Source organism: Methanohalophilus sp. RSK (genome assembly GCF_003722075.1).
In the GTDB taxonomy this organism is placed as follows: Archaea; Halobacteriota; Methanosarcinia; order Methanosarcinales; family Methanosarcinaceae; genus Methanohalophilus.
Map to the genome: position 1 here is coordinate 97523 of NZ_RDSK01000014.1, position 17993 is coordinate 115515.

Genomic DNA, 17993 nt, shown 5'->3' on the forward strand with positions numbered 1-17993 from the left:
CTCATAGGTATTGTTTTCTTAATTTTTCAACTGTAATTTCAACTTGCTTAACTGCGGTACCGGTATATCGGTAAGGATCAACAAGTTTTTCGACATCCTCTTCATTAAGATAGCCGGATACTTCTTTATTTGCGAGTAAAGTTTCACGCAGGTGTTTTCCGCTTTCGTGGGCCTGCATGGCAGCTGTACGTACTATCTCATGGGCTTCCTGCCTGCCGACACCTCTTTTTGCAAGTTCTATCATGACCGCTTCGCCCATATTGAGTCCTTTGAGCAATTCGAGGTTACGCTTTATGTTTTCCGGGTAGAAGCGCAGGTTATCGGTCACACGGATACCGAGTTTCAGGATGTGATCGGTCAGTACACATGTTTCCGGGAAAACAACCCTTTCACAGGAAGAGTTTGTAAGGTCCCTCTCATCCCATAATGTGTTATTCATAAGTTCAGGTTCAATCATGGAACGTACAATTCTTGCAAGCCCGCAGATCTGTTCGGATTTGATGGGGTTGCGTTTATGGGGCATTGTAGAGGAGCCTACCTGTTTTTTGCCGAAACTTTCCTCTACTTCGGCAAGTTCACTTCTCTGCAGTGTTCGCAATTCAACGCCAATCTTATCCAGTGTTGTTACGACATTTGCCATCCACATGACAAATTCCGCATGACGGTCCCTCTGGATAATCTGGTTGGAAACATCCACACCTGTGATCCCAAGATATTCCATCGCTTTTTTCTGGATTTTAATACCCTTCTCGCCAAAAGCAGCCTGGGTACCTACAGCTCCGGTCATCTGGCCGACCTCTACCCTGGGCTTGAGCTGTTCGAGTCTCTCGATATGCCTGCCAATCTCGGATGCCCAGATTGCAAAACGCAGGCCGTAGGTTGTTGGCACACCGATCTGTCCGTGGGTTCTGCCTGCACATACAGTTTCTTTGTGTTCCTCAGCCTGATGCAGGAGTACTTCCAGTAATTGTCTGATTTTTGGTTCCATTACTTCAATGGCGTCTTTCATCTGGAGGCCTGTAGCCGTATCCAGCATATCGTTTGATGTTGCACCGAAATGTACCCATTTACTTGCCTCCTCTTCACATTTTTCGGAGATAGCAAGCACAACTGCCATCATGTCATGATGGATCTCATCTTCGATTTCCTTGACCCTTTTGAGTTCCACATTTTCAATGCTTTGTTCTATTATCCTGGCAGCATCTTCAGGGATTAATCCTACATCAGCTTCTGCTTTTGCAAGGGCTGCTTCTGCTTTCATGATGCATGCCAGGCGGTTTTCCTCACTCCAGACATGTTTCATTTCCTCGGTTCCGTATCGGTATTCTATGGGATGGATGGCCATTGATATTCTCCTTTTGTGAATTGGATCAGTGCGTTAATTACAATGGCATACAGATTGTTTTTAATTATAATTATGTTTGGGTTTGTAACATTACTTCTTTGATATTGATCTGAAGTTTAAAGGGCTGAATTTATGGTCTGCATTTCTAAGTTTCTATTTTGATATCGGCTATATTTACGGAAACCCTAACTTTTATATAGTTCACAACGTTAATTAGGAGTACCTAAAAATTACAGGAGAACAAACATGTTGGAAAGCTTTATGATTACATTCAGGGAAGGCCTGGAAGCCCTTTTGATTGTGGGAGTTATTCTGGGTTACCTGGTACAAACAAACAGAGTTTATGTGAATAAGTATGTATATGCCGGTGTGGGTCTTGGTATTCTTGGCAGTTTGCTGGCGGCAGTGACCCTCAACATTCTTGCAATTGAATTTGAAGGCAGGAATGAGGCACTTTTTGAAGGAGTAGTGATGTTGCTTGCAGCTCTTGTGCTCACGTCAATGATCATATGGATGCTCAAAGAAAGCAGCAATATATCCGCAAATATACGCAAGAATGTAGATTCCAAAACGGAATATGGCTTGATGGGTCTGGCTTTTGTTTCTGTATTCAGAGAAGGTATTGAAACGGTACTCTTTATGGGTGCTGCGGCAATGAACACAGAAACAAGTACCGTTCTTTACGGCGGTTTGCTGGGACTGGCCGCTTCTGTGGTCATAGCGTATCTGGTATTCAAATCCTCATATCACCTGGATCTGGGTATGTTTTTCAATCTTACCAGTGTTTTCCTGATACTCTTTGCTGCAGGACTCACTGCCCATGGTATACATGAACTTCAGGAAGCGGCTCTCATTCCGGTATTCAATGAACATCTGTGGGACATTAACCACATATTGAGCGAAGATGGTATTGCAGGATCATTGCTGAAGTCCTTGTTCGGGTACAATGGGAACCCTTCATTGCTGGAAGTAGTTTCATACATTGGTTACTATGTAGCACTTGGTATTGGCATAAAAGGTTTGAATTCAAAGAGTAAAACCGGTACGGTGCAGACTACATAATACTGTAAACATATATTCCGTCTGGAATATATTTTTTATTTAAGGGAAATATCCTGTTGTGGAATTGTAAACATAAACGTGCTGCCTTTTCCTTCTTCACTTTCAACATACACGTTCCCTCCATGCATTTCCACATAATTTTTTACAAGAGCCAAACCCAGGCCTGTACCTTCATATCTTCTGTTTTTTGCAGAATCAATTTGCTTGAATGGTTCAAAGATCATTTCTTTTTTGTCTTCAGATATGCCTATTCCATTGTCTTTTACCGATATACTTGCCTCTTTTTCTTCGGATTTGGCTGTGACAGATATTTTTCCTTTTTCTGCAGTGAATTTGATTGCATTGTTGAGAAGATTGTACATGACTTGTTTGAACATAATTATGTCCGCGTAGAGTAAATTATTTGCATTTTCACAATCAATAATGACTTCTATGTTTTTCTTTGAGGCGAGGGGGTGTATTAGCATATTCACGTCATCAAGTGCTTTCTGAATGTCAAAATATTCCGCTTCAACTTCTTTTTTACCTGCTTCAACTCTCGAAATATCCAATATGTCATTGATGAGTTGTAGTAGATTTTCTCCACTTTTTAAGATGTTCGATGCATATTTGTTTTGGGCATTGGTAAGTTCACTGCCGGGAACTTCAAGAAGCATCTGAGAAAAACCGATAATTGAATTCAGGGGAGTTCTGAGTTCATGGCTCATGGTAGTCATAAACTCAGATTTAGTTCGGTCTGCTTCTTCTGCTTTCATTTTTGCCTGTACGAGGACATTTTCGTTTTCTTTCCTTTCAGTAATATCCCTGGCTGAGCCAAGTGCTGCACACTGGCCTTCATATTTGATACTGCTTATTGCAATTTCTACCTGTCTTTTTTCCCCGTTTTTAGTAACTATACAGGTTTCAAGAGTTGCAGGTGCATCCTTGCAGTCAGCTCTTCTTTGCATGATTTCCCTGATTTTTTCCTTTTCCTCGGGGTGCACCAGGTCAAGCACTTTCATACTGTCGATTTCCTCTCTTGTATAACCTGTAATTTCGCAGATTCTATCATTGACAAACAGAAATCGTTCTCCGCAATAGATGTAGACCATCTCATGAGTATTGTTTACAATTGCACGATATTTTTCTTCACTTTCACGCAGTATTTCTTCAGTTTTCTTCAGTTCCGAAATATTATGTAAAAGAATAAGTTTCCCGAAAGGATTTCCTTGTTTATCATCAAGTAGGGTAATATTGATATTATAGGTGTTTTTCAATCCATTTTTCCATATCTCCTGTTCCCCGGATACATTCCCGCACAGATTATTTCTTTTGATTGTGTTATTCAGTTCAGGAAACAATTGTCTTATATTTTTGCCGAGCAATTTTTCGGTTTTGTTGCTGAATATCTCTTGTGCTGCAGGGTTTATATCCACGATACGTTCTTTATTATCAATAACTATAATTCCGTCATTCATCTTTTCCATTAAAAGGTCACGAGCCATGGGGACCAGGTCAAGGAATTTGAATTGGTGAAGGTTGAATGAAAGAATAAGTCCTGTCAGGGTAAATCCTACGATTGTAAGGTCCTGGCCAGGAAAAGGTCCAATATCTAATAGGTATAATATATTTCCTGCCCATGGAAAGACAAGAGCAACAATAATCAATTCTAACTGTTGACGATATATTTTTCTGGAAGATTTCCCTGAAAGCAATAATATCAGTGTAGCAACCAGTAATATCAGATAGTTATATGCTATCATTATCCAGAATCCCGGTCCATGGCCGTAAATAATGGTATTGAGCGCATCTGGTGCAGGTGTATAACTTGTCCAGATCAGGTTATGCCATTCGTTGGTTAACGTAAGGATGAATATGATAGCTGGTATCGTGCAAAGCGAGGTAAGGTTTTTTCGGGTAAGCCATTTTTCCATTTTTGTATATTGGATTGCAAAAATAAAAAGTAACAAAGGTGTAGCCAGTGATCCGATGTAACAAACCTTTGACCAGAAAATTTTTGCAGGTATCCCTGTAACCATAGATTCAAAGGCTCCGCATAGTTGCCATTCTATAATTGCAAGCATCAGAAGAAAAAGGGTGGTCCCTCCGGTAGAGGTACGTCTGTGCCACACTGCCAATGCTACAAAAGCGGATATAATCGTTGATACCAATAATATTAGAGCGTAGGGAGTCATTTGTAAAGTGATAGCTACACCTCATTGAAGGGATAATATAAGCACTGTGATGTATCGACCACTGAAAAAGAATCATTCATTTTACTTATATATTGTTACTATTATATATAGAACTTACATAGTAGACAGGAACAGATGTGAATCTTACTCAACAGGCACAATTATCCTGTAGCCATCGACTTCTCCAATAGTCACTTTGACCCCATACACCGCTTCGATATTTTCAGGTGTGATTACTTCTTCCTTTCCGTGTGCAAAAACTTCCCCATCTTTAATAAGGACATAACGATCGGAATATCTAATTGCCATATTAATATCATGCATGGTTATTACTGCTGAAACGTGTTCTTTCCTGGCAACCTCTACAACAGTATTCAGGATACTCAGCTGGTTTTTCAGGTCCAGGCTGCTTGTGGGTTCATCCAGCAGGAGTATTCGGGGTTGTTGCACCAATGCACGGGCAAGGCTTACTTGTTGCAATTTCTATGTGGGGGAAGTTCCAGATCATTTTTCCCTTCTGCAATTGAAAATGAAACACAGGTTTTGTATGGTATGCCCAAAACCATTATATACCATGTTCACTTTATATAGTATTTAGTTCATAATTATCAATGGAGGGTATTTATGTCACAACAAATCTTTGAGTTTTCAGAACAGCAGAAAAAAGAACTTTCCGATCTTTTCGGGGAACGGGTCAATTTAAGTCGCAGGGAACGTCATTTCTATAACCATGATGTAGGAGCTTTGCCTTCCATGGCAAAGAAACTCCTCGGAAAAGCGGAACCCGCTGCTATTGTTAAACTCAGGGATGAGGATGATGTTGTTAAACTGATGGATTTTGCTTCCCGTTATTCAGTGCCTGTGGTTCCCAGGGCCGGAGCTACATCCGGCTATGGAGGCGTGATTCCTACAAAGGGGGGAATTATTGCTGATGTCGGCCGGTTAAACCATGTATATGATATTGACAGGGAACAGCTGACAGCAACAGTCGGTGCGGGAATCGTCTGGGAAAAACTGGAATCCAAACTGAATCATGTTGATCTTTCTGTCTGTGCCCTGCCTTCAAGTGCACCGGCAGCTACAGTTGGAGGCTGGCTTGGGCAGAACGGTCTGGGTTACGGAAGTTATGAGTACGGCTGGTCCCAGGATACAATGGTTTCCGCACGACTGGTAACTCCCGAGGGTAAGGTGCGTGAGTTTGAAGGAACTGATCTGCAAAAAATTGCAGGCAATCTGGGTGCGCTTGGTATTATTACGCAGGTCACGCTCAAGATCAGACCGCACAGGCAAACAAAAGCAGTTTCTGCAAGCTTTGAGAGTCCTGGTGCTCTACAAAAGGCTCTGCAGTTGATTGATGAGCGCAACATTGCGCTCTGGTCCATATCATTTATTAATCCGGGTTTTGCTGACATGAAAAATCGTGCTCCTCAAAAATTGCACCACGGTGAACCCATCATACTGGAGGATACTGATCTACCTGAAGCTTACATCTGCAATTTTTTCTATCCGGATGACAGGGATGTAGGTGGTCTTGAAGATGCCATCAAAGAAGCCGGTGGTTCCATCCTTCCTGAGCAAATTTCAAAACATGAAACAGGTGAATGGTTCAGGACAATGAAAGTCAAAAGGCTTGGTCCTTCTTTCATTCCAGCAGAAATTGTAGTGCCCCAGGACAAGGTCAGTAAGGTAATCGATGAGATAAACGAAAAAATATCTCTGCCTGTATTGATTGAAGGGATGGTTTCCCGGGATGGCGAAGTAGTCCTCCTCTGTTTCATTCCTCATTCGGAGAGGTCCTTCAAGTTCAATATGGCATTCTCCCTGGGTCTTAGTATAATCAAGATTGCTGAAGATAATGGAGGCAGGATGTATGCTTCCGGTCTTTACTTTGCCGACCAGGCGGAGAAAGTTTACGGGGCAAGGCTCAAGCAATTGATGGATATCAAAAAGGAGCTTGATCCCTCCGATATCATGAATCCCGAGACATTTACCGGCAGGGGCTTATTCACTTCTGCGCTTTCCATGGCAGGTAAAATGGAACCTATGATGCGCTTTGTGGGTAACATGTCAGGAGTGGATAAGGCTGAATTCAAAGATCAGAAAAACATTCCTGGTGACATAATTTCCCATGCATACACATGTGCACAGTGTGGCTATTGTGTAAATGAATGTGATCAGTATTACGGGCGTGGATGGGAATCCCAGTCCCCCAGGGGTAAATGGTTCTTTATCAAGGAATACCTGGCCGGAAGGGATGAGATAAATCAGGAACAAACTGATACTTTCCTTGCATGTACTACCTGTGAATTGTGTGATGTACGGTGCCAGCTGGATCTTCCCATTGAGAATTCCTGGTTGCGCCTGAGGGAGAATCTTGTGCAGCAGCGTGGTAAGATGACCTTCCCGCCATTTGAGATTATGGCTCAGAGTCTTAACAAAGAACGCAATATCTGGGCGGAATACCGCAAAGGCAGGGATGAATGGGTTCCGGAGGACCTCAAACCCAAGATCAAGGAAAAGGCCGATTATGCCTATTTTGCTGGGTGTACAGCTTCTTTTGTGGAAAAGGATATCGCAGAAGCATCTGCTCGCATGCTTTCTGATGCCGGAATTGATTTTACTATTCTGGGCAAGGAAGAATCCTGCTGTGGTATTCCAATGCTCGCAGCCGGAAAGTGGGATGTTTTCGAAAAAATCATGAAAATGAATGTAGGCAACATGAAGAAAAAAGGTGTCAAAACCGTAATTACTTCCTGTCCTGCATGCTGGTTCGTGTGGCATACCTATTACCGACAGTGGGCTGAAAAACTGGGAATTGATTATGATTTTGAAGTCAAGCACTATTCCGAAGTACTTGCTGAAAGGATGGACGTACTTGAACCCAAACTCAAGGTTCCACTTGAAAAGACCGTTACTATCCATGATGCCTGTCACATGGGGCGTGCCGGAGGTATCTATGAGCCACCCAGAAAACTTGCAAAAGCGATTCCCGGTGTTGACTTCCGTGAAATGGAACACAACAGGGAAAACGGACACTGCTGTGGTTCAGTATTGACCCTGGTGGACGAGCCTGACGTTGCCAATGTAATTGGTGGTATGCGCCTGAAAGAAGCTGAAGCCGTGGGTGCGGATATTATGCTTGCTGCCTGTCCATGTTGTCAGGTGCAGTTGCGTGTGTCTGCACAGAAGAGCAATATTCCAGTGGATGTGCAGGATCTGGGTGCAACCGTGGCCCGTAGTATGGGATATGATATTGCGGATACCACAAATGATGCTCTGGCGGGATGGGCTGTCTTTGAACAGATGATCTATCTTATGAAACCTGAGAACATGACCAATCTGATGATGGAACTGATGCCACAGATGATGGCCGCCATGCCTTCGTATATGAGGGGAATGATGAAAACGGTCAAATATGTACCGGGTATGGATAAGCTAATGGCACCGATGATGCCCAAAATGATGCCGATGCTCCTGCCGTCCCTGATGCCGAAGGTCATGCCGGATATGCTTGAAGCAGTTACCCGTCATGTCCAGATGCCTGACTACATGGAAGAACAGCTCCCGGACCTGATGCCAAAAGCAATGGAGAATCTGATGCCCAACATGCTCCCACAGATTGCACCGCTTTTGACACCCCGGATGATAGAATACATCAAGCAGAACTAAGATTCGATACACCCCCTTATAGGGGGTGTCATTTTTCTATTTTCATACCTGCCGCTTCCAGTGCAGAAAACGCTACCTCGCAATTTATTTGTTTTACAAAAATGTAATCCGTATCATAGGTTGACATTACAAAAATACTGATTCCATTTTCAGAAAGTGTATTGCTGATCCTTGCAAGGATGCCTATCTGGCCAAAGTCCAGCGGCCCCTTTACTTTGAAACAGTTCCAATTTTTTCACATTTAATATTTTCCGGAATGATATTTAGCGGGCAGATGACGGAAAGTTCTTCTGTGATTCTGGTTATGGAAAAGATGCTGGAAGATAATACCCATTCAGGCAGTTTTTCAGTTGCTTTTAGTCTGCATATCCCAAATTTCTCGCTTATCAATACAAGGCTTATTGAATTTTGTGTTATGCTTTCCATTTTCCTGCTTCCGTTGTGCTGTTACCTATGTTTCCCTGTATTATTTATAAAATGAACACTTCTCTTTAATGGGGGTTGTAAGTTGCTATCGCAAATTCCTGCAATACTTGAGGAACTAGATCCTGAAAATATCGATAAAGAGGTATTAAGGGCTGCTATTATCGCAGAATTCGATGCGGTTAATATCTATGAGCAGATGGCAGGCTTGACAAAAGATGAAAATCTTCGTGCAATCCTTCTGGATATTGCCAGGGAAGAAAAACTTCATATTGTAATGTTCCAATCTGTTTTACTTGAATATGATCAGGAGTATCTGGAAATAATGGCGGATTATTCCCTTGCCCGCAAATGATTCTTTGTCAGATTAAATTTATATATTTGCAGCTGTTTATTTTGATGTGAAAGGTGGGTAGGGGACCTTGCGATCAATAATGAATTTAAAAAATAATCGTATTCTGATAGTTTCAATTGTCGTTTTTGTGACATTTGCATTATTTCTGGCATTTGTGGATGCAAGTGCTTCCACTTCAACTACAGGTGTTGAACAAAAGATAAGTGGCTATTCATTCTCCCAGCCCAATTCATCCGCTGCGGCTTCATCAAGTGTTGTTTACCTTGATTTAAAAGGTGAGAATGGGGTTTCTGTAATTCTTGAAGATGAGATTGCAGACCTTCTTGAAGAAAAAGGATTTAAAGTGGAAACCGTTTCAATGGAACCAGTCATTTATGACAGTACTGCACTTGCTGTTGTTGTTAATAAATCAGATATTTTCTACAATCCGTTTTACTCAACTGCAGCTATGGATGTGGAATTTGTTTATTCCCACACAGGCAACATGGAATACCTGGATATGCTGATTGATGATTTTGATAAGCCGGTTGTCTTTTCTTCTATGGATGGTTATCAGCTATTGCGACATGGGCAACTCACCATAAATGATACTACAAAAGGTCTTGTAACCTATCCCTACTATAGACGTCATATTGCTGAAAATATAGCATCAGGGGTAGTTGAAAAAGCATTCAGTGATGATTTATGAGTTTATAATGGAGGGAATTGTATGCAATTGTCCACCAGCAAGCATGTTGAAATTCTGGATATTACCGATAAGGTGTCCGGTGCGGTGAGAAGCAGTAATATCGATGAAGGAATGTGTGCGATTAGTACTTCCCACACAACGTGTGCGATAATTGTCAATGAACACGAATCGGGCTTGGTTTCTGATATTATAGAATTGCTGGAAAAACTGGTTCCTTCAAGTGCAGGTTACTATCATGACCGGATAGATAACAATGCAGATGCCCATTTAAGAGCTGTTCTTCTGGGAAACAGTGAAACGATGCCTGTGAGAAAAGGCAATCTTGAACTTGGTACATGGCAGAGTATATTTTTTGTGGAATTGGATGGGCCGCGTAAGAGGAACGTAGATATAGTGGTATCATCATCTGATTTTAGGGGATGAATTCTCAACTCCTACTATTTTTATTCAGTGCTAATTGTTTATAGGTGGCCTATTATGGTGGAAAAAGATAAAAAGAAAGAAACTGAAGGCAAAGATAAGAAAAAGAAAGTGGCACATGTGGAGCCGGTGCATCCGGGAGATGAACGGGTAGGAAAAAGCCGGCATCTGCTTGATACCTGTGAATGATATTTATGTCAGGGCCAGTGCGGTTGATCCCGGCGATAAATTTGTCTCTTGCTAACGGTAACAGAAACGGTTCTTATAACGGGATTATTCCTTTTTACAAAAGTCATTTTAAGGTTGAGGGTGAGTGTTCCTTCTTCCCCTGTTTCAAAATTAACATTTAATTCAACAGGTTCACGCATCTCACATTTACTTATATTGAATTTCTTGGATGCGTCAAGTATCTCAATCCCGACAAACTTGTTGTTTTCGTCCACGTCAAGGATGATATCATCTAACATCAATGAGGATTTGTATTTGCGGTCCTGAGGATAGATGTACATGCTGTCATTTAGCCAATCGTAATCGAAATGACTATGTTCATAATGAACTACATCGCCGCTCATTTACTTAATCCTCCTTTTTATTTTCTGATCCATAATCCCTACAGATTTTCATGGATTTGCCTTAAGGAGGTAGGATGATAATTGTTAGGACGGCACATATCTGTTTCGTCTTCAACTGTTAGTCTATCTGAAAACCCGTCTCTCCCATTTCATTTTGGCCTTAAGTTTACCTTCTTATCAATAAAGCTATTATCATTAGTACTCCAACAGTTAACAATATTCCAAATCCAGATGCTACAGTTGATTCATTCTCTGCACGATTTTCAACTTCTTCTTTCAACCTATCTTCTAATGACTCATTCAATGTTGTGGTGGAATCTGCAGAAGTTTCCTCCTCTTCATAAATTGCAGATATCGCAAACGGTGAAAATCCGGGTGTTTCGGATTCATAAATGAAGTAATTCTCATTTTCATCTATAACTTCGGTTGGAAGCTGAGTCCATTCTCCATCATTATACCGGCAAAGTACAACTGAAGAAGGTTCTACATCATTATCAGAAATCCATTCTTTACTTACCCTAAATCCAACTACAGGATCCTCCATATCATCTTCATTAAAGGCGACATTGCCAACCCAGATATTCAGATTCTGATAGACTTTTCCTGGTGCAGAAGAATCCACCAACGCTGATGTATCCTTGAGGACTTCAACTGATGTTTTGCTTTGACCTTCATTGGAGAGGCTTGTAAACTGGATGGTCATTAAATCGATATCATCTTCACTGAACTCATATCTTACATCTTCACCTGCAGCCACCTTACTCACCTGTGCATGCTTGGAGGCGATATTTTCAAACTCTTCACCTGTGGCCCCACCACCTCCTCCCCCACTTCCACCATTCCCTGAAGAATCGTCTTCTGAAGGAACAGTAGTTTCGTTATTGATATCAACAGTTTTGTTTGTAGATAATACACTTCCATGCAAATTTGCAGTATTTGCCATATCAATATTTTCTGGATAAATTGCAGTAGTATCACCTGCATTTCCGGTCACATTAAAGTGTAAATTAAATATATTTCCTGAAGATTCGTTTTTTATGGAAATGCTACTATCCGTTGTAGTCAAAGTTACAGAATGAACATTATCTCCTGTAAGAATAGTCCATCCGTTTGTGAGGTTACCGACTTCTACAGATTCAAGGAACAGAACTGACTCATTGTATTGTATATCACATTTAATGGTCTGGATTGGACCATTGGAAACATTTTGAATAATGATTGGAATTGATAGTGTATCGTTCTCATTTGCTTCATAATCTTCCTTTAATCCGATTGAATCCGCCATAACAAGACTTTCACTTTTTTTAGAGTCATATATTCTCCTGTATTTATAAGAATTATTTAGATTCTTGAGTGTCACTCCAATACTATATCTCCGACACTGGCTTGTATCATCATATTGACGTCTACTGCATCTGCAAATTCTTCATTTTTATCAAGATCAAAATAACGATTTGATGCTAAGTTTCCTACACTGGCTTGCATCATCATGTTAACGTCTACTGCATCTGCAGAAATTCCATTCCCATCAAGATCGCCAGTAATTATCATATTGGAATCTCTATAGATATCGGAGCCGGCGGATGTTTGTACAGATATTTCTTCAGAGTAGAAACCGGCTTTGTCGAATATGATATTATATGTCCCAGGTTCAATATTTGTAAATATATAATATCCTGAAGTGTTAGTAGTGTTTTTATCAATCAGATTTCCAGACTGCATAAAAGATACATCAACATTTTCAATACTTGTGCCATTGAAGTTGTAGCTAACATTACCAGACAATCTTCCTGGAGTTTCCACTGTGAAAATACCATTTTTGGAAGAAGCATAACCATGTAAATTTGCAGTATTTGCTAAATCAACATTCCATGGGGTTAGTTCAGTACTTTCACCAGACTTTCCAATTACGGAAAATGTTAAATTACAGATATCTCCAGATGATTCATTTTGGATAGTAAGTTCACTATCAGAAGTAGTTAGAGTGATTGAATATCCATTGATACCTTTGGATACTGTCCATCCTGATGTGAGATTGCCTGAGCCTATAGATTCAAGAGACAGAATTGATTCATTGTATTGTATATCACATTTAATGGTCTGGATTGGACCATTTGAAACATTGAGAAGTTCTAATGGAATAGTTAAAGTACTGTCTTCTACTGCACTTGAATCATTAAAACCGATCGATTTAGCCATGCATATAATGTTCTCATCGATAGCAATATAGTCAATTTTTGTTTCAGTATCATCAGCTACATCGTTAATTGCAGTAAGACTGACATTATAGTTTCCGTAATTTGTGTACGTATGCGTTGGATTTTGTTCTGTTGAAGTATTACCGTCACCAAAATCCCAAAGCCATTGTGTAGGTTCTTTTGATGACAAATCTGTAAATTTCACAGACAGTGGCGGAACAACTCCTGAAGTAACATTGGATGTAAAGTCAGAAACCGGAGGATATGCAGATATGAAATTATGCAATTGAGGGTACCCATCATTTATGGATGCATGAATAAACCATGCATTATCAAAATCCCAATTTGTGTATGTTGATTGCTGTTTCATTTCGATAGTAGTTTTTGGTATACCTTTTCCTGTATCACTTTGTCCTGATGTTTCTTTGTTGTAGTAACTACTAATAACACTTCCAAAATTGCCACCAATGAGACCGCCATAATAATCATTGCCATTCAAATTCCCAATTGAATAGCTGTTTTTGATTGTACTACCAGAATCACTAGAACCGATTAAACCACCTATGTACCAGTGACCAGTCACATTTCCTGCCGCATAGCTATTATAAATTTCACCTTGCGAATTTTCACCAACAAGTCCACCTACATAGTCGGCATTGCCAATCACATTTCCTGTTGCATAACTTTGATTGGTAATGGATTCATAATTGTAACCAACAAGTCCACCCACATAGTCTGAATTGCCAGTTACATTTCCTGCTGCATAACTTTGATTGATAATAGATACATAGTTGTAACCAATAAGTCCACCCACACGTATGTAACTGCCAGTTACATTTCCTGTTGCATAGCTATTATAAATTACACCGTTTAAATTCCTACCAATCAGTCCTCCAACCTCGGAGTCATAACCAGTCACATTTCCTGCCGCATAGCTATTATAAATTTCACCTTGCGAATTTTCACCAACAAGTCCGCCTACATAGTCGGCATTGCCAATCACATTTCCTGTTGTATGACTTTGATAGATAATAGATTCACGATTGCAACCAACAAGTCCGCCCACATATGTATTTCCACTTACATTGATATTGTTAAGCCCTAAGTAAGATATTATTATTTTATTATTTTTGCGAGTACAACCGAAGAGGCCCACGTATTCGGAAAATGGTCTATTAATGAATAAATCAAATATTGTGTAATTATTGCCGTCAAGAGAACCAGTAAATCTGTAATCATAATCACCGATTGGTTCAAAACCTGCACCATCATTCCATTCAGATGTTACAGATGCATCAATATTATTAATCAGTATATAGTTTGCATCTAAGTCATTCTGTATATTTTGAAGTTCATTTACATTCGATATCTGATATGGACTCTCAACAGAACCATCTCCACCTGCAAATGCAGCAGCAGAGCCAGTAATTAATATTATACAAAATAGAAATGAAATAATGGGATATTTTACAATTGATATATCGGTTACTGTTTTTCTGATAATACTGTATTCATCTTTTGGCATAGTTTTAGATGTGAATTGACAACACTTAAATTTTCCTATATGAATCGAATATGAATTTGAAGTTCTTTTATATTCCAAAACATTTGATAGCTGTTAAAGGTAAAAACTACAAATTTCTTCAATCTTTATTATTAACATTAATTTACTTTATTTCACTAATCGGGAAAATTATACATCACAACCAATTCAAAAATAACAAGACAAAACACCAATTTTCGGGCTATGTTTTCTAATTTTCCCACCTCCAAGATGTCCTACATTATCTCTTTTATAATCCGGTTTCATTTCTGATTTAAACCATTTGGAATCAATTTTATAAATTGAATATTTGTGAATACCATTATCCGGGCTTGTTTTGTCCTCAAGTATCGCAATCACATTGTCAACTCTGTCTAAGACATTATGTGGGATACCTATCCTATTATTACTTTTATGGGCACTCTTTATGACAACTTTTTGGCCATCAAGTATAGTTTCATTGCTATTATTTCCGTTATCGAGTAATTTCACACCAAAGTGCTTTGCTGCATGCTTAGCCATAAGATGACCAAAATTATTACCGGCTCTCCCGGAGTCCTCATCTTGTACCATGTATCTCACCTTTATAAATAATTTTTATTTGTTGTGAAAAGTTCAAAACCAACTGAGGAACATTCCACTTCTCCGAAGTGCTTCTTATAATTCGTGTGGCCAGTGATCAAGAATTTAGCCATGTATGAATATTTGAAATTCTATTATATAAAATATTTGAAGTTGCAATGTTGATCATCTAATACAAAATCGGCATTTAAAACAAATTTGCAGATTTCTGTTTATCAGTATTAATTATAACACCGCAAAAAAGATTGTGATGCGAGGGAAGGGATTCGAACCCTCGAACTCCTACGAGAATAGGCCCTGAACCTATCGCCTTTGGCCTGGCTGGGCAACCCTCGCACACGATTTCTGGCTATAGATAGGGCTTTTGATTCTTAAGGGTTTTGGTCTTGGATAAAAAGTAGGTCAGGGATGTTTCACCCTGACATCTAAATATAGGAGTTTGTTTTTGGAGGTTGTAAGCCGGAAGTTTTTAACCCCCGGCATGGGTTAGAATTTGTATTTCTCCCCTATAAACAGAATGCATGGCCGGTATATAGCCTCTTTTGCCTGTTTTTTCCAACGAGGGGTGACTCTGAGCATGGCATTAAAAAATATAAAGGGTCATTAAATGAAAAAGGAACAAACGGATGAGTTCCTTCTCATCCGATAAGTTTCAATATCAGGGCTTTCTGTGCATGCAACCGGTTTTCTGCCTGATCGAAAACCACTGAATGGGTTCCGTCCATGACCTCTGCAGATATCTCTTCTCCCCTGTGGGCCGGCAGACAATGCATAACGATTACATCATTCTTTGCTACATCAAGCAACTTACTGTTTATCTGGTAATCCGCCAGGTCACTCAGTCTTTTATCCCTTTCCTCTTCGTCTCCCATGGATATCCAGACATCGGTATAGAGAACGTCGGCATCAGTAGAAGCCTTTATTGGATCCTTTAGGATCTCAACCTTGCCATCCATTTCACGTGCCATGCTTACGATATCATCGTCCGGATCATAACCATCAGGACAGGCCACAGCAATCTCCATTCCTACCAGGGCACAACCCAGTATCATTGAATTGCACACATTGTTGCCATCGCCTACCCAGGTAAGCTTCAGTCCTTCCAGATTATTCTTGTACTCCTGGATTGTCAGCAGGTCTGCCAGGATTTGGCAGGGGTGTTCCTTATCGGAGAGGGCATTGATCACAGGCACGGTAGCATGTTCTGCGAGTTCTTCCACGGTTGAGTGGCTGTTCACCCTGGCAGTAATAGCTGCTACATACCTGGAAAGGACCTTTGCGGTGTCTGCAACCGTTTCACCCCTTCCTATCTGCATGTCCCTCTGGTTCAGGTACAGGGAATGGCCGCCCATATCACTCATGGCCACCTCAAAGGAGACCCGGGTTCTGGTAGATGATTTTTCAAAGATCATCGCAAGGCTTTTGTTTTTCAGCAGATCAGTGACCTTGCCCTTAATTCTCTTTTCTTTCAGATCCTCTCCTGTCTCCAATATAGCCAGTATATCTTCTTTGGAAAGGTCCGTCATTGACAGAACATTTTTCATTATATCAGCTCTGTTTTAACTCTCTTATCTTATTCATATGTGTGATTTTCTTTCGTACAAGAGCCCGGGTGCCGATATCCCGGCGTGAATGCAAATCGCCGATGATATTTTCAAGTGCATCCTGTGCTATTCTTTCAGCCTTGCTTATAGAATTAGCGATACCGACAACAGCTGCGGCGCGAGATGTGCTGGTATAGATTTTACCATCTTTTTCATATACACTGGAATAGAACAAAATTGCATCGCCCATATCCCCGAAAACAATCTCTTTGTCTGAATCGGGGTTATCCGGATACCCTGCCGGAACAACATACTTACACACAGTTGCCCTCTTGCTAAACACCACATCGAGGTCTTCCAGACGCTCTTCCACGATAGCTTCCATGACATCAAGCATATCGGTCTCAAGCAGAGGCATTACGTTCATAGCTTCGGGGTCTCCGAAACGTGCATTGAACTCTATTACCTTGGGTCCTTTCCTGGTAAGGATGAACTGGCCGTAAAGGATGCCCTGGTACGGGATTCCTGTAACTTCACAGAGCTTTTCTACTACCTTTTGCATGATTGCTTTTGCCTTCTCCAGATCATCTACCATCATGAAAGGCAGGATTACATCAGTGTCGGAATAGGCTCCCATTCCGCCGGTGTTGGGTCCCAGATCATTTTCGAATGCTCTCTTGTGGTCCTGTACGCAGGGAGCAAAAGCAAGGGTGCTCCCGTCAACAAATGCCTGCAGGGTGAATTCTTCTCCTTTCAGGTTCTCTTCAACAACCACACTATCTTTTTCGAGGATACTAAGTGCATATTCATAGGCATCTGTGGTATCTGGCAGCTGATCGCCCATAACCCTGACGCCTTTGCCTCCGGTAAGTCCGGCGGGTTTTATCGCGACATCTCCCAGTTCCTCGATATATTCTTTCAACCCTTTTTCGTCGTTGAATACTTTAAAAGCAGGACATCCTTCGATATTTTCTTCCTTCATGAAAGTCCTGGCCCATGATTTATCAAATTCAATCTGGGCAACATCCTTTTTCGGACCCACTGAAGGAATTTTGGCTTTTTCAAGAGCATCTACAAGACCGACTGCTAGAGGTGCTTCCGGACCTATGAATGCAATGTCTATTTTTTGTGAAGTGGCATATTCAACCACTTTTTCCACATCTGTTTCTTTTTCAAGTAAGAAATCCCTGCAAAGCTTTGCTATACCGGGATTTTTTTTGCTCATTACTGCATACAGTTGCGGCTCTCTCTTACTTCTGGAGATGGCTTCAGCAATGGCATGCTCTCTGCCGCTTCCACCGATAAGCAAAACATTCATCTGTAGACCTCTCTGATTAAAAATCCTATAAAACACGTTGCCATATATTCATTATATTATGCAAATATGTGTTGTAAACAGTTATTATTAGAATAGAGCA

The 17993-nt window shown here is 40.6% G+C and carries 17 protein-coding genes and 1 tRNA gene; 6 read left to right on the forward strand and 12 right to left on the reverse strand.

The genetic code is table 11. From position 1 onward, the window contains the following. Window position 1: 1 nt before the first annotated feature. Window positions 2-1345 carry an adenylosuccinate lyase gene (purB, locus tag EFE42_RS07600; RefSeq protein WP_123136680.1) on the reverse strand — a complete coding sequence of 448 codons (1344 nt, stop codon included), beginning with the start codon at window positions 1343-1345 and terminating at the stop codon, window positions 2-4. A gap of 246 nt (window positions 1346-1591) precedes the next feature. Between purB and EFE42_RS07605 the strand changes: the two genes are divergently transcribed. Further along, window positions 1592-2407: an FTR1 family protein gene (locus EFE42_RS07605; RefSeq protein WP_123136681.1), complete on the forward strand. Its 816-nt coding sequence runs from the start codon at window positions 1592-1594 to the stop codon at window positions 2405-2407. A 35-nt stretch (window positions 2408-2442) separates the two neighbouring features. Here the strand turns inward: EFE42_RS07605 and EFE42_RS07610 are convergent, their stop codons facing one another. Both EFE42_RS07610 and EFE42_RS07615 read right to left on the reverse strand, forming a co-directional pair. After that, the gene (locus EFE42_RS07610) at window positions 2443-4557 is read right to left on the reverse strand and encodes a histidine kinase N-terminal 7TM domain-containing protein (protein ID WP_158599206.1); all 2115 of its coding nucleotides are present in this window, start codon (window positions 4555-4557) and stop codon (window positions 2443-2445) included. 168 nt (window positions 4558-4725) lie between these two features. Beyond that, a complete protein-coding gene (locus EFE42_RS07615; RefSeq protein ID WP_199724106.1) occupies window positions 4726-5061 on the reverse strand; it encodes an ABC transporter ATP-binding protein in 336 nt (111 codons plus the stop codon). Between the two features lie 144 nt (window positions 5062-5205). Here EFE42_RS07615 and EFE42_RS07620 point away from each other — a divergent pair, with 144 nt between their 5' ends. Beyond that, window positions 5206-8250 (forward strand): FAD-binding and (Fe-S)-binding domain-containing protein, encoded by a 3045-nt coding sequence (locus EFE42_RS07620; protein ID WP_123136683.1) that lies wholly within the window; start codon window positions 5206-5208, stop codon window positions 8248-8250. 28 nt (window positions 8251-8278) lie between these two features. Here the strand turns inward: EFE42_RS07620 and EFE42_RS11020 are convergent, their stop codons facing one another. Together EFE42_RS11020 and EFE42_RS10645 are read right to left on the reverse strand one after the other, a co-directional pair. Further along, window positions 8279-8452: an ACT domain-containing protein gene (locus EFE42_RS11020; protein ID WP_199724111.1), complete on the reverse strand. Its 174-nt coding sequence runs from the start codon at window positions 8450-8452 to the stop codon at window positions 8279-8281. 8 nt (window positions 8453-8460) lie between these two features. Continuing rightward, entirely contained in the window at window positions 8461-8676 is a 216-nt protein-coding gene (locus EFE42_RS10645; RefSeq protein ID WP_199724107.1) for a hypothetical protein, read from the reverse strand. 82 nt (window positions 8677-8758) lie between these two features. Here EFE42_RS10645 and EFE42_RS07630 point away from each other — a divergent pair, with 82 nt between their 5' ends. From EFE42_RS07630 to EFE42_RS10895, 4 genes are all read left to right on the forward strand, one after another. Then, window positions 8759-9028, forward strand: coding sequence for a ferritin family protein (locus EFE42_RS07630; RefSeq protein WP_123136684.1), 270 nt, complete (start codon window positions 8759-8761; stop codon window positions 9026-9028). 79 nt (window positions 9029-9107) lie between these two features. Continuing rightward, on the forward strand, window positions 9108-9716 hold the full coding sequence (locus tag EFE42_RS07635) for a hypothetical protein (protein ID WP_123136685.1): 609 nt from the start codon (window positions 9108-9110) through the stop codon (window positions 9714-9716). Window positions 9717-9737: 21 nt separating this feature from the next. Continuing rightward, complete coding sequence (locus EFE42_RS07640; RefSeq protein WP_123136686.1) at window positions 9738-10139, forward strand: secondary thiamine-phosphate synthase enzyme YjbQ; 402 nt, start codon at window positions 9738-9740, stop codon at window positions 10137-10139. 54 nt (window positions 10140-10193) lie between these two features. Next, window positions 10194-10325, forward strand: coding sequence for a hypothetical protein (locus tag EFE42_RS10895; RefSeq protein WP_255419072.1), 132 nt, complete (start codon window positions 10194-10196; stop codon window positions 10323-10325). 8 nt (window positions 10326-10333) lie between these two features. Here EFE42_RS10895 and EFE42_RS07645 read toward each other — a convergent pair whose 3' ends face one another. The 7 genes from EFE42_RS07645 to purD form a co-directional block, all read right to left on the reverse strand. Beyond that, window positions 10334-10708, reverse strand: coding sequence for a DUF2283 domain-containing protein (locus EFE42_RS07645; RefSeq protein WP_233564774.1), 375 nt, complete (start codon window positions 10706-10708; stop codon window positions 10334-10336). Between the two features lie 166 nt (window positions 10709-10874). Continuing rightward, window positions 10875-12068, reverse strand: coding sequence for a PGF-pre-PGF domain-containing protein (locus tag EFE42_RS07650; protein WP_123136687.1), 1194 nt, complete (start codon window positions 12066-12068; stop codon window positions 10875-10877). Beyond that, window positions 12065-14431, reverse strand: a complete 2367-nt coding sequence (locus EFE42_RS07655; protein WP_123136688.1) for a GLUG motif-containing protein — start codon at window positions 14429-14431, stop codon at window positions 12065-12067. The genes EFE42_RS07650 and EFE42_RS07655 overlap by 4 nt, the downstream gene beginning before the upstream one ends. A gap of 186 nt (window positions 14432-14617) precedes the next feature. Then, complete coding sequence (locus EFE42_RS07660) at window positions 14618-15022, reverse strand: hypothetical protein (protein WP_123136689.1); 405 nt, start codon at window positions 15020-15022, stop codon at window positions 14618-14620. Between the two features lie 260 nt (window positions 15023-15282). After that, a tRNA-Leu gene (locus EFE42_RS07665) sits at window positions 15283-15367 on the reverse strand. A gap of 302 nt (window positions 15368-15669) precedes the next feature. Next, window positions 15670-16578 (reverse strand): ornithine carbamoyltransferase, encoded by a 909-nt coding sequence (gene argF, locus EFE42_RS07670; protein ID WP_123136690.1) that lies wholly within the window; start codon window positions 16576-16578, stop codon window positions 15670-15672. 1 nt (window position 16579) lies between these two features. Continuing rightward, window positions 16580-17893: a phosphoribosylamine--glycine ligase gene (gene purD / locus EFE42_RS07675; protein WP_123136691.1), complete on the reverse strand. Its 1314-nt coding sequence runs from the start codon at window positions 17891-17893 to the stop codon at window positions 16580-16582. Between the last annotated feature and the right edge of the window lie 100 nt (window positions 17894-17993).

What these genes read in the sequence shown, in the direction of transcription:
- purB (WP_123136680.1), bottom strand. Translation starts at nt 1,345, where the DNA reads ATGGCCATCCATCCCATAGAATACCGATACGGAACCGAGGAAATGAAA.
- EFE42_RS07605 (WP_123136681.1), top strand. Translation starts at nt 1,592, where the DNA reads ATGTTGGAAAGCTTTATGATTACATTCAGGGAAGGCCTGGAAGCCCTT.
- EFE42_RS07620 (WP_123136683.1), top strand. Translation starts at nt 5,206, where the DNA reads ATGTCACAACAAATCTTTGAGTTTTCAGAACAGCAGAAAAAAGAACTT.
- EFE42_RS10645 (WP_199724107.1), bottom strand. Translation starts at nt 8,676, where the DNA reads ATGGAAAGCATAACACAAAATTCAATAAGCCTTGTATTGATAAGCGAG.
- EFE42_RS07635 (WP_123136685.1), top strand. Translation starts at nt 9,108, where the DNA reads ATGAATTTAAAAAATAATCGTATTCTGATAGTTTCAATTGTCGTTTTT.
- EFE42_RS07640 (WP_123136686.1), top strand. Translation starts at nt 9,738, where the DNA reads ATGCAATTGTCCACCAGCAAGCATGTTGAAATTCTGGATATTACCGAT.
- EFE42_RS10895 (WP_255419072.1), top strand. Translation starts at nt 10,194, where the DNA reads ATGGTGGAAAAAGATAAAAAGAAAGAAACTGAAGGCAAAGATAAGAAA.
- EFE42_RS07645 (WP_233564774.1), bottom strand. Translation starts at nt 10,708, where the DNA reads ATGAGCGGCGATGTAGTTCATTATGAACATAGTCATTTCGATTACGAT.
- EFE42_RS07655 (WP_123136688.1), bottom strand. Translation starts at nt 14,431, where the DNA reads ATGCCAAAAGATGAATACAGTATTATCAGAAAAACAGTAACCGATATA.
- EFE42_RS07660 (WP_123136689.1), bottom strand. Translation starts at nt 15,022, where the DNA reads ATGGTACAAGATGAGGACTCCGGGAGAGCCGGTAATAATTTTGGTCAT.
- purD (WP_123136691.1), bottom strand. Translation starts at nt 17,893, where the DNA reads ATGAATGTTTTGCTTATCGGTGGAAGCGGCAGAGAGCATGCCATTGCT.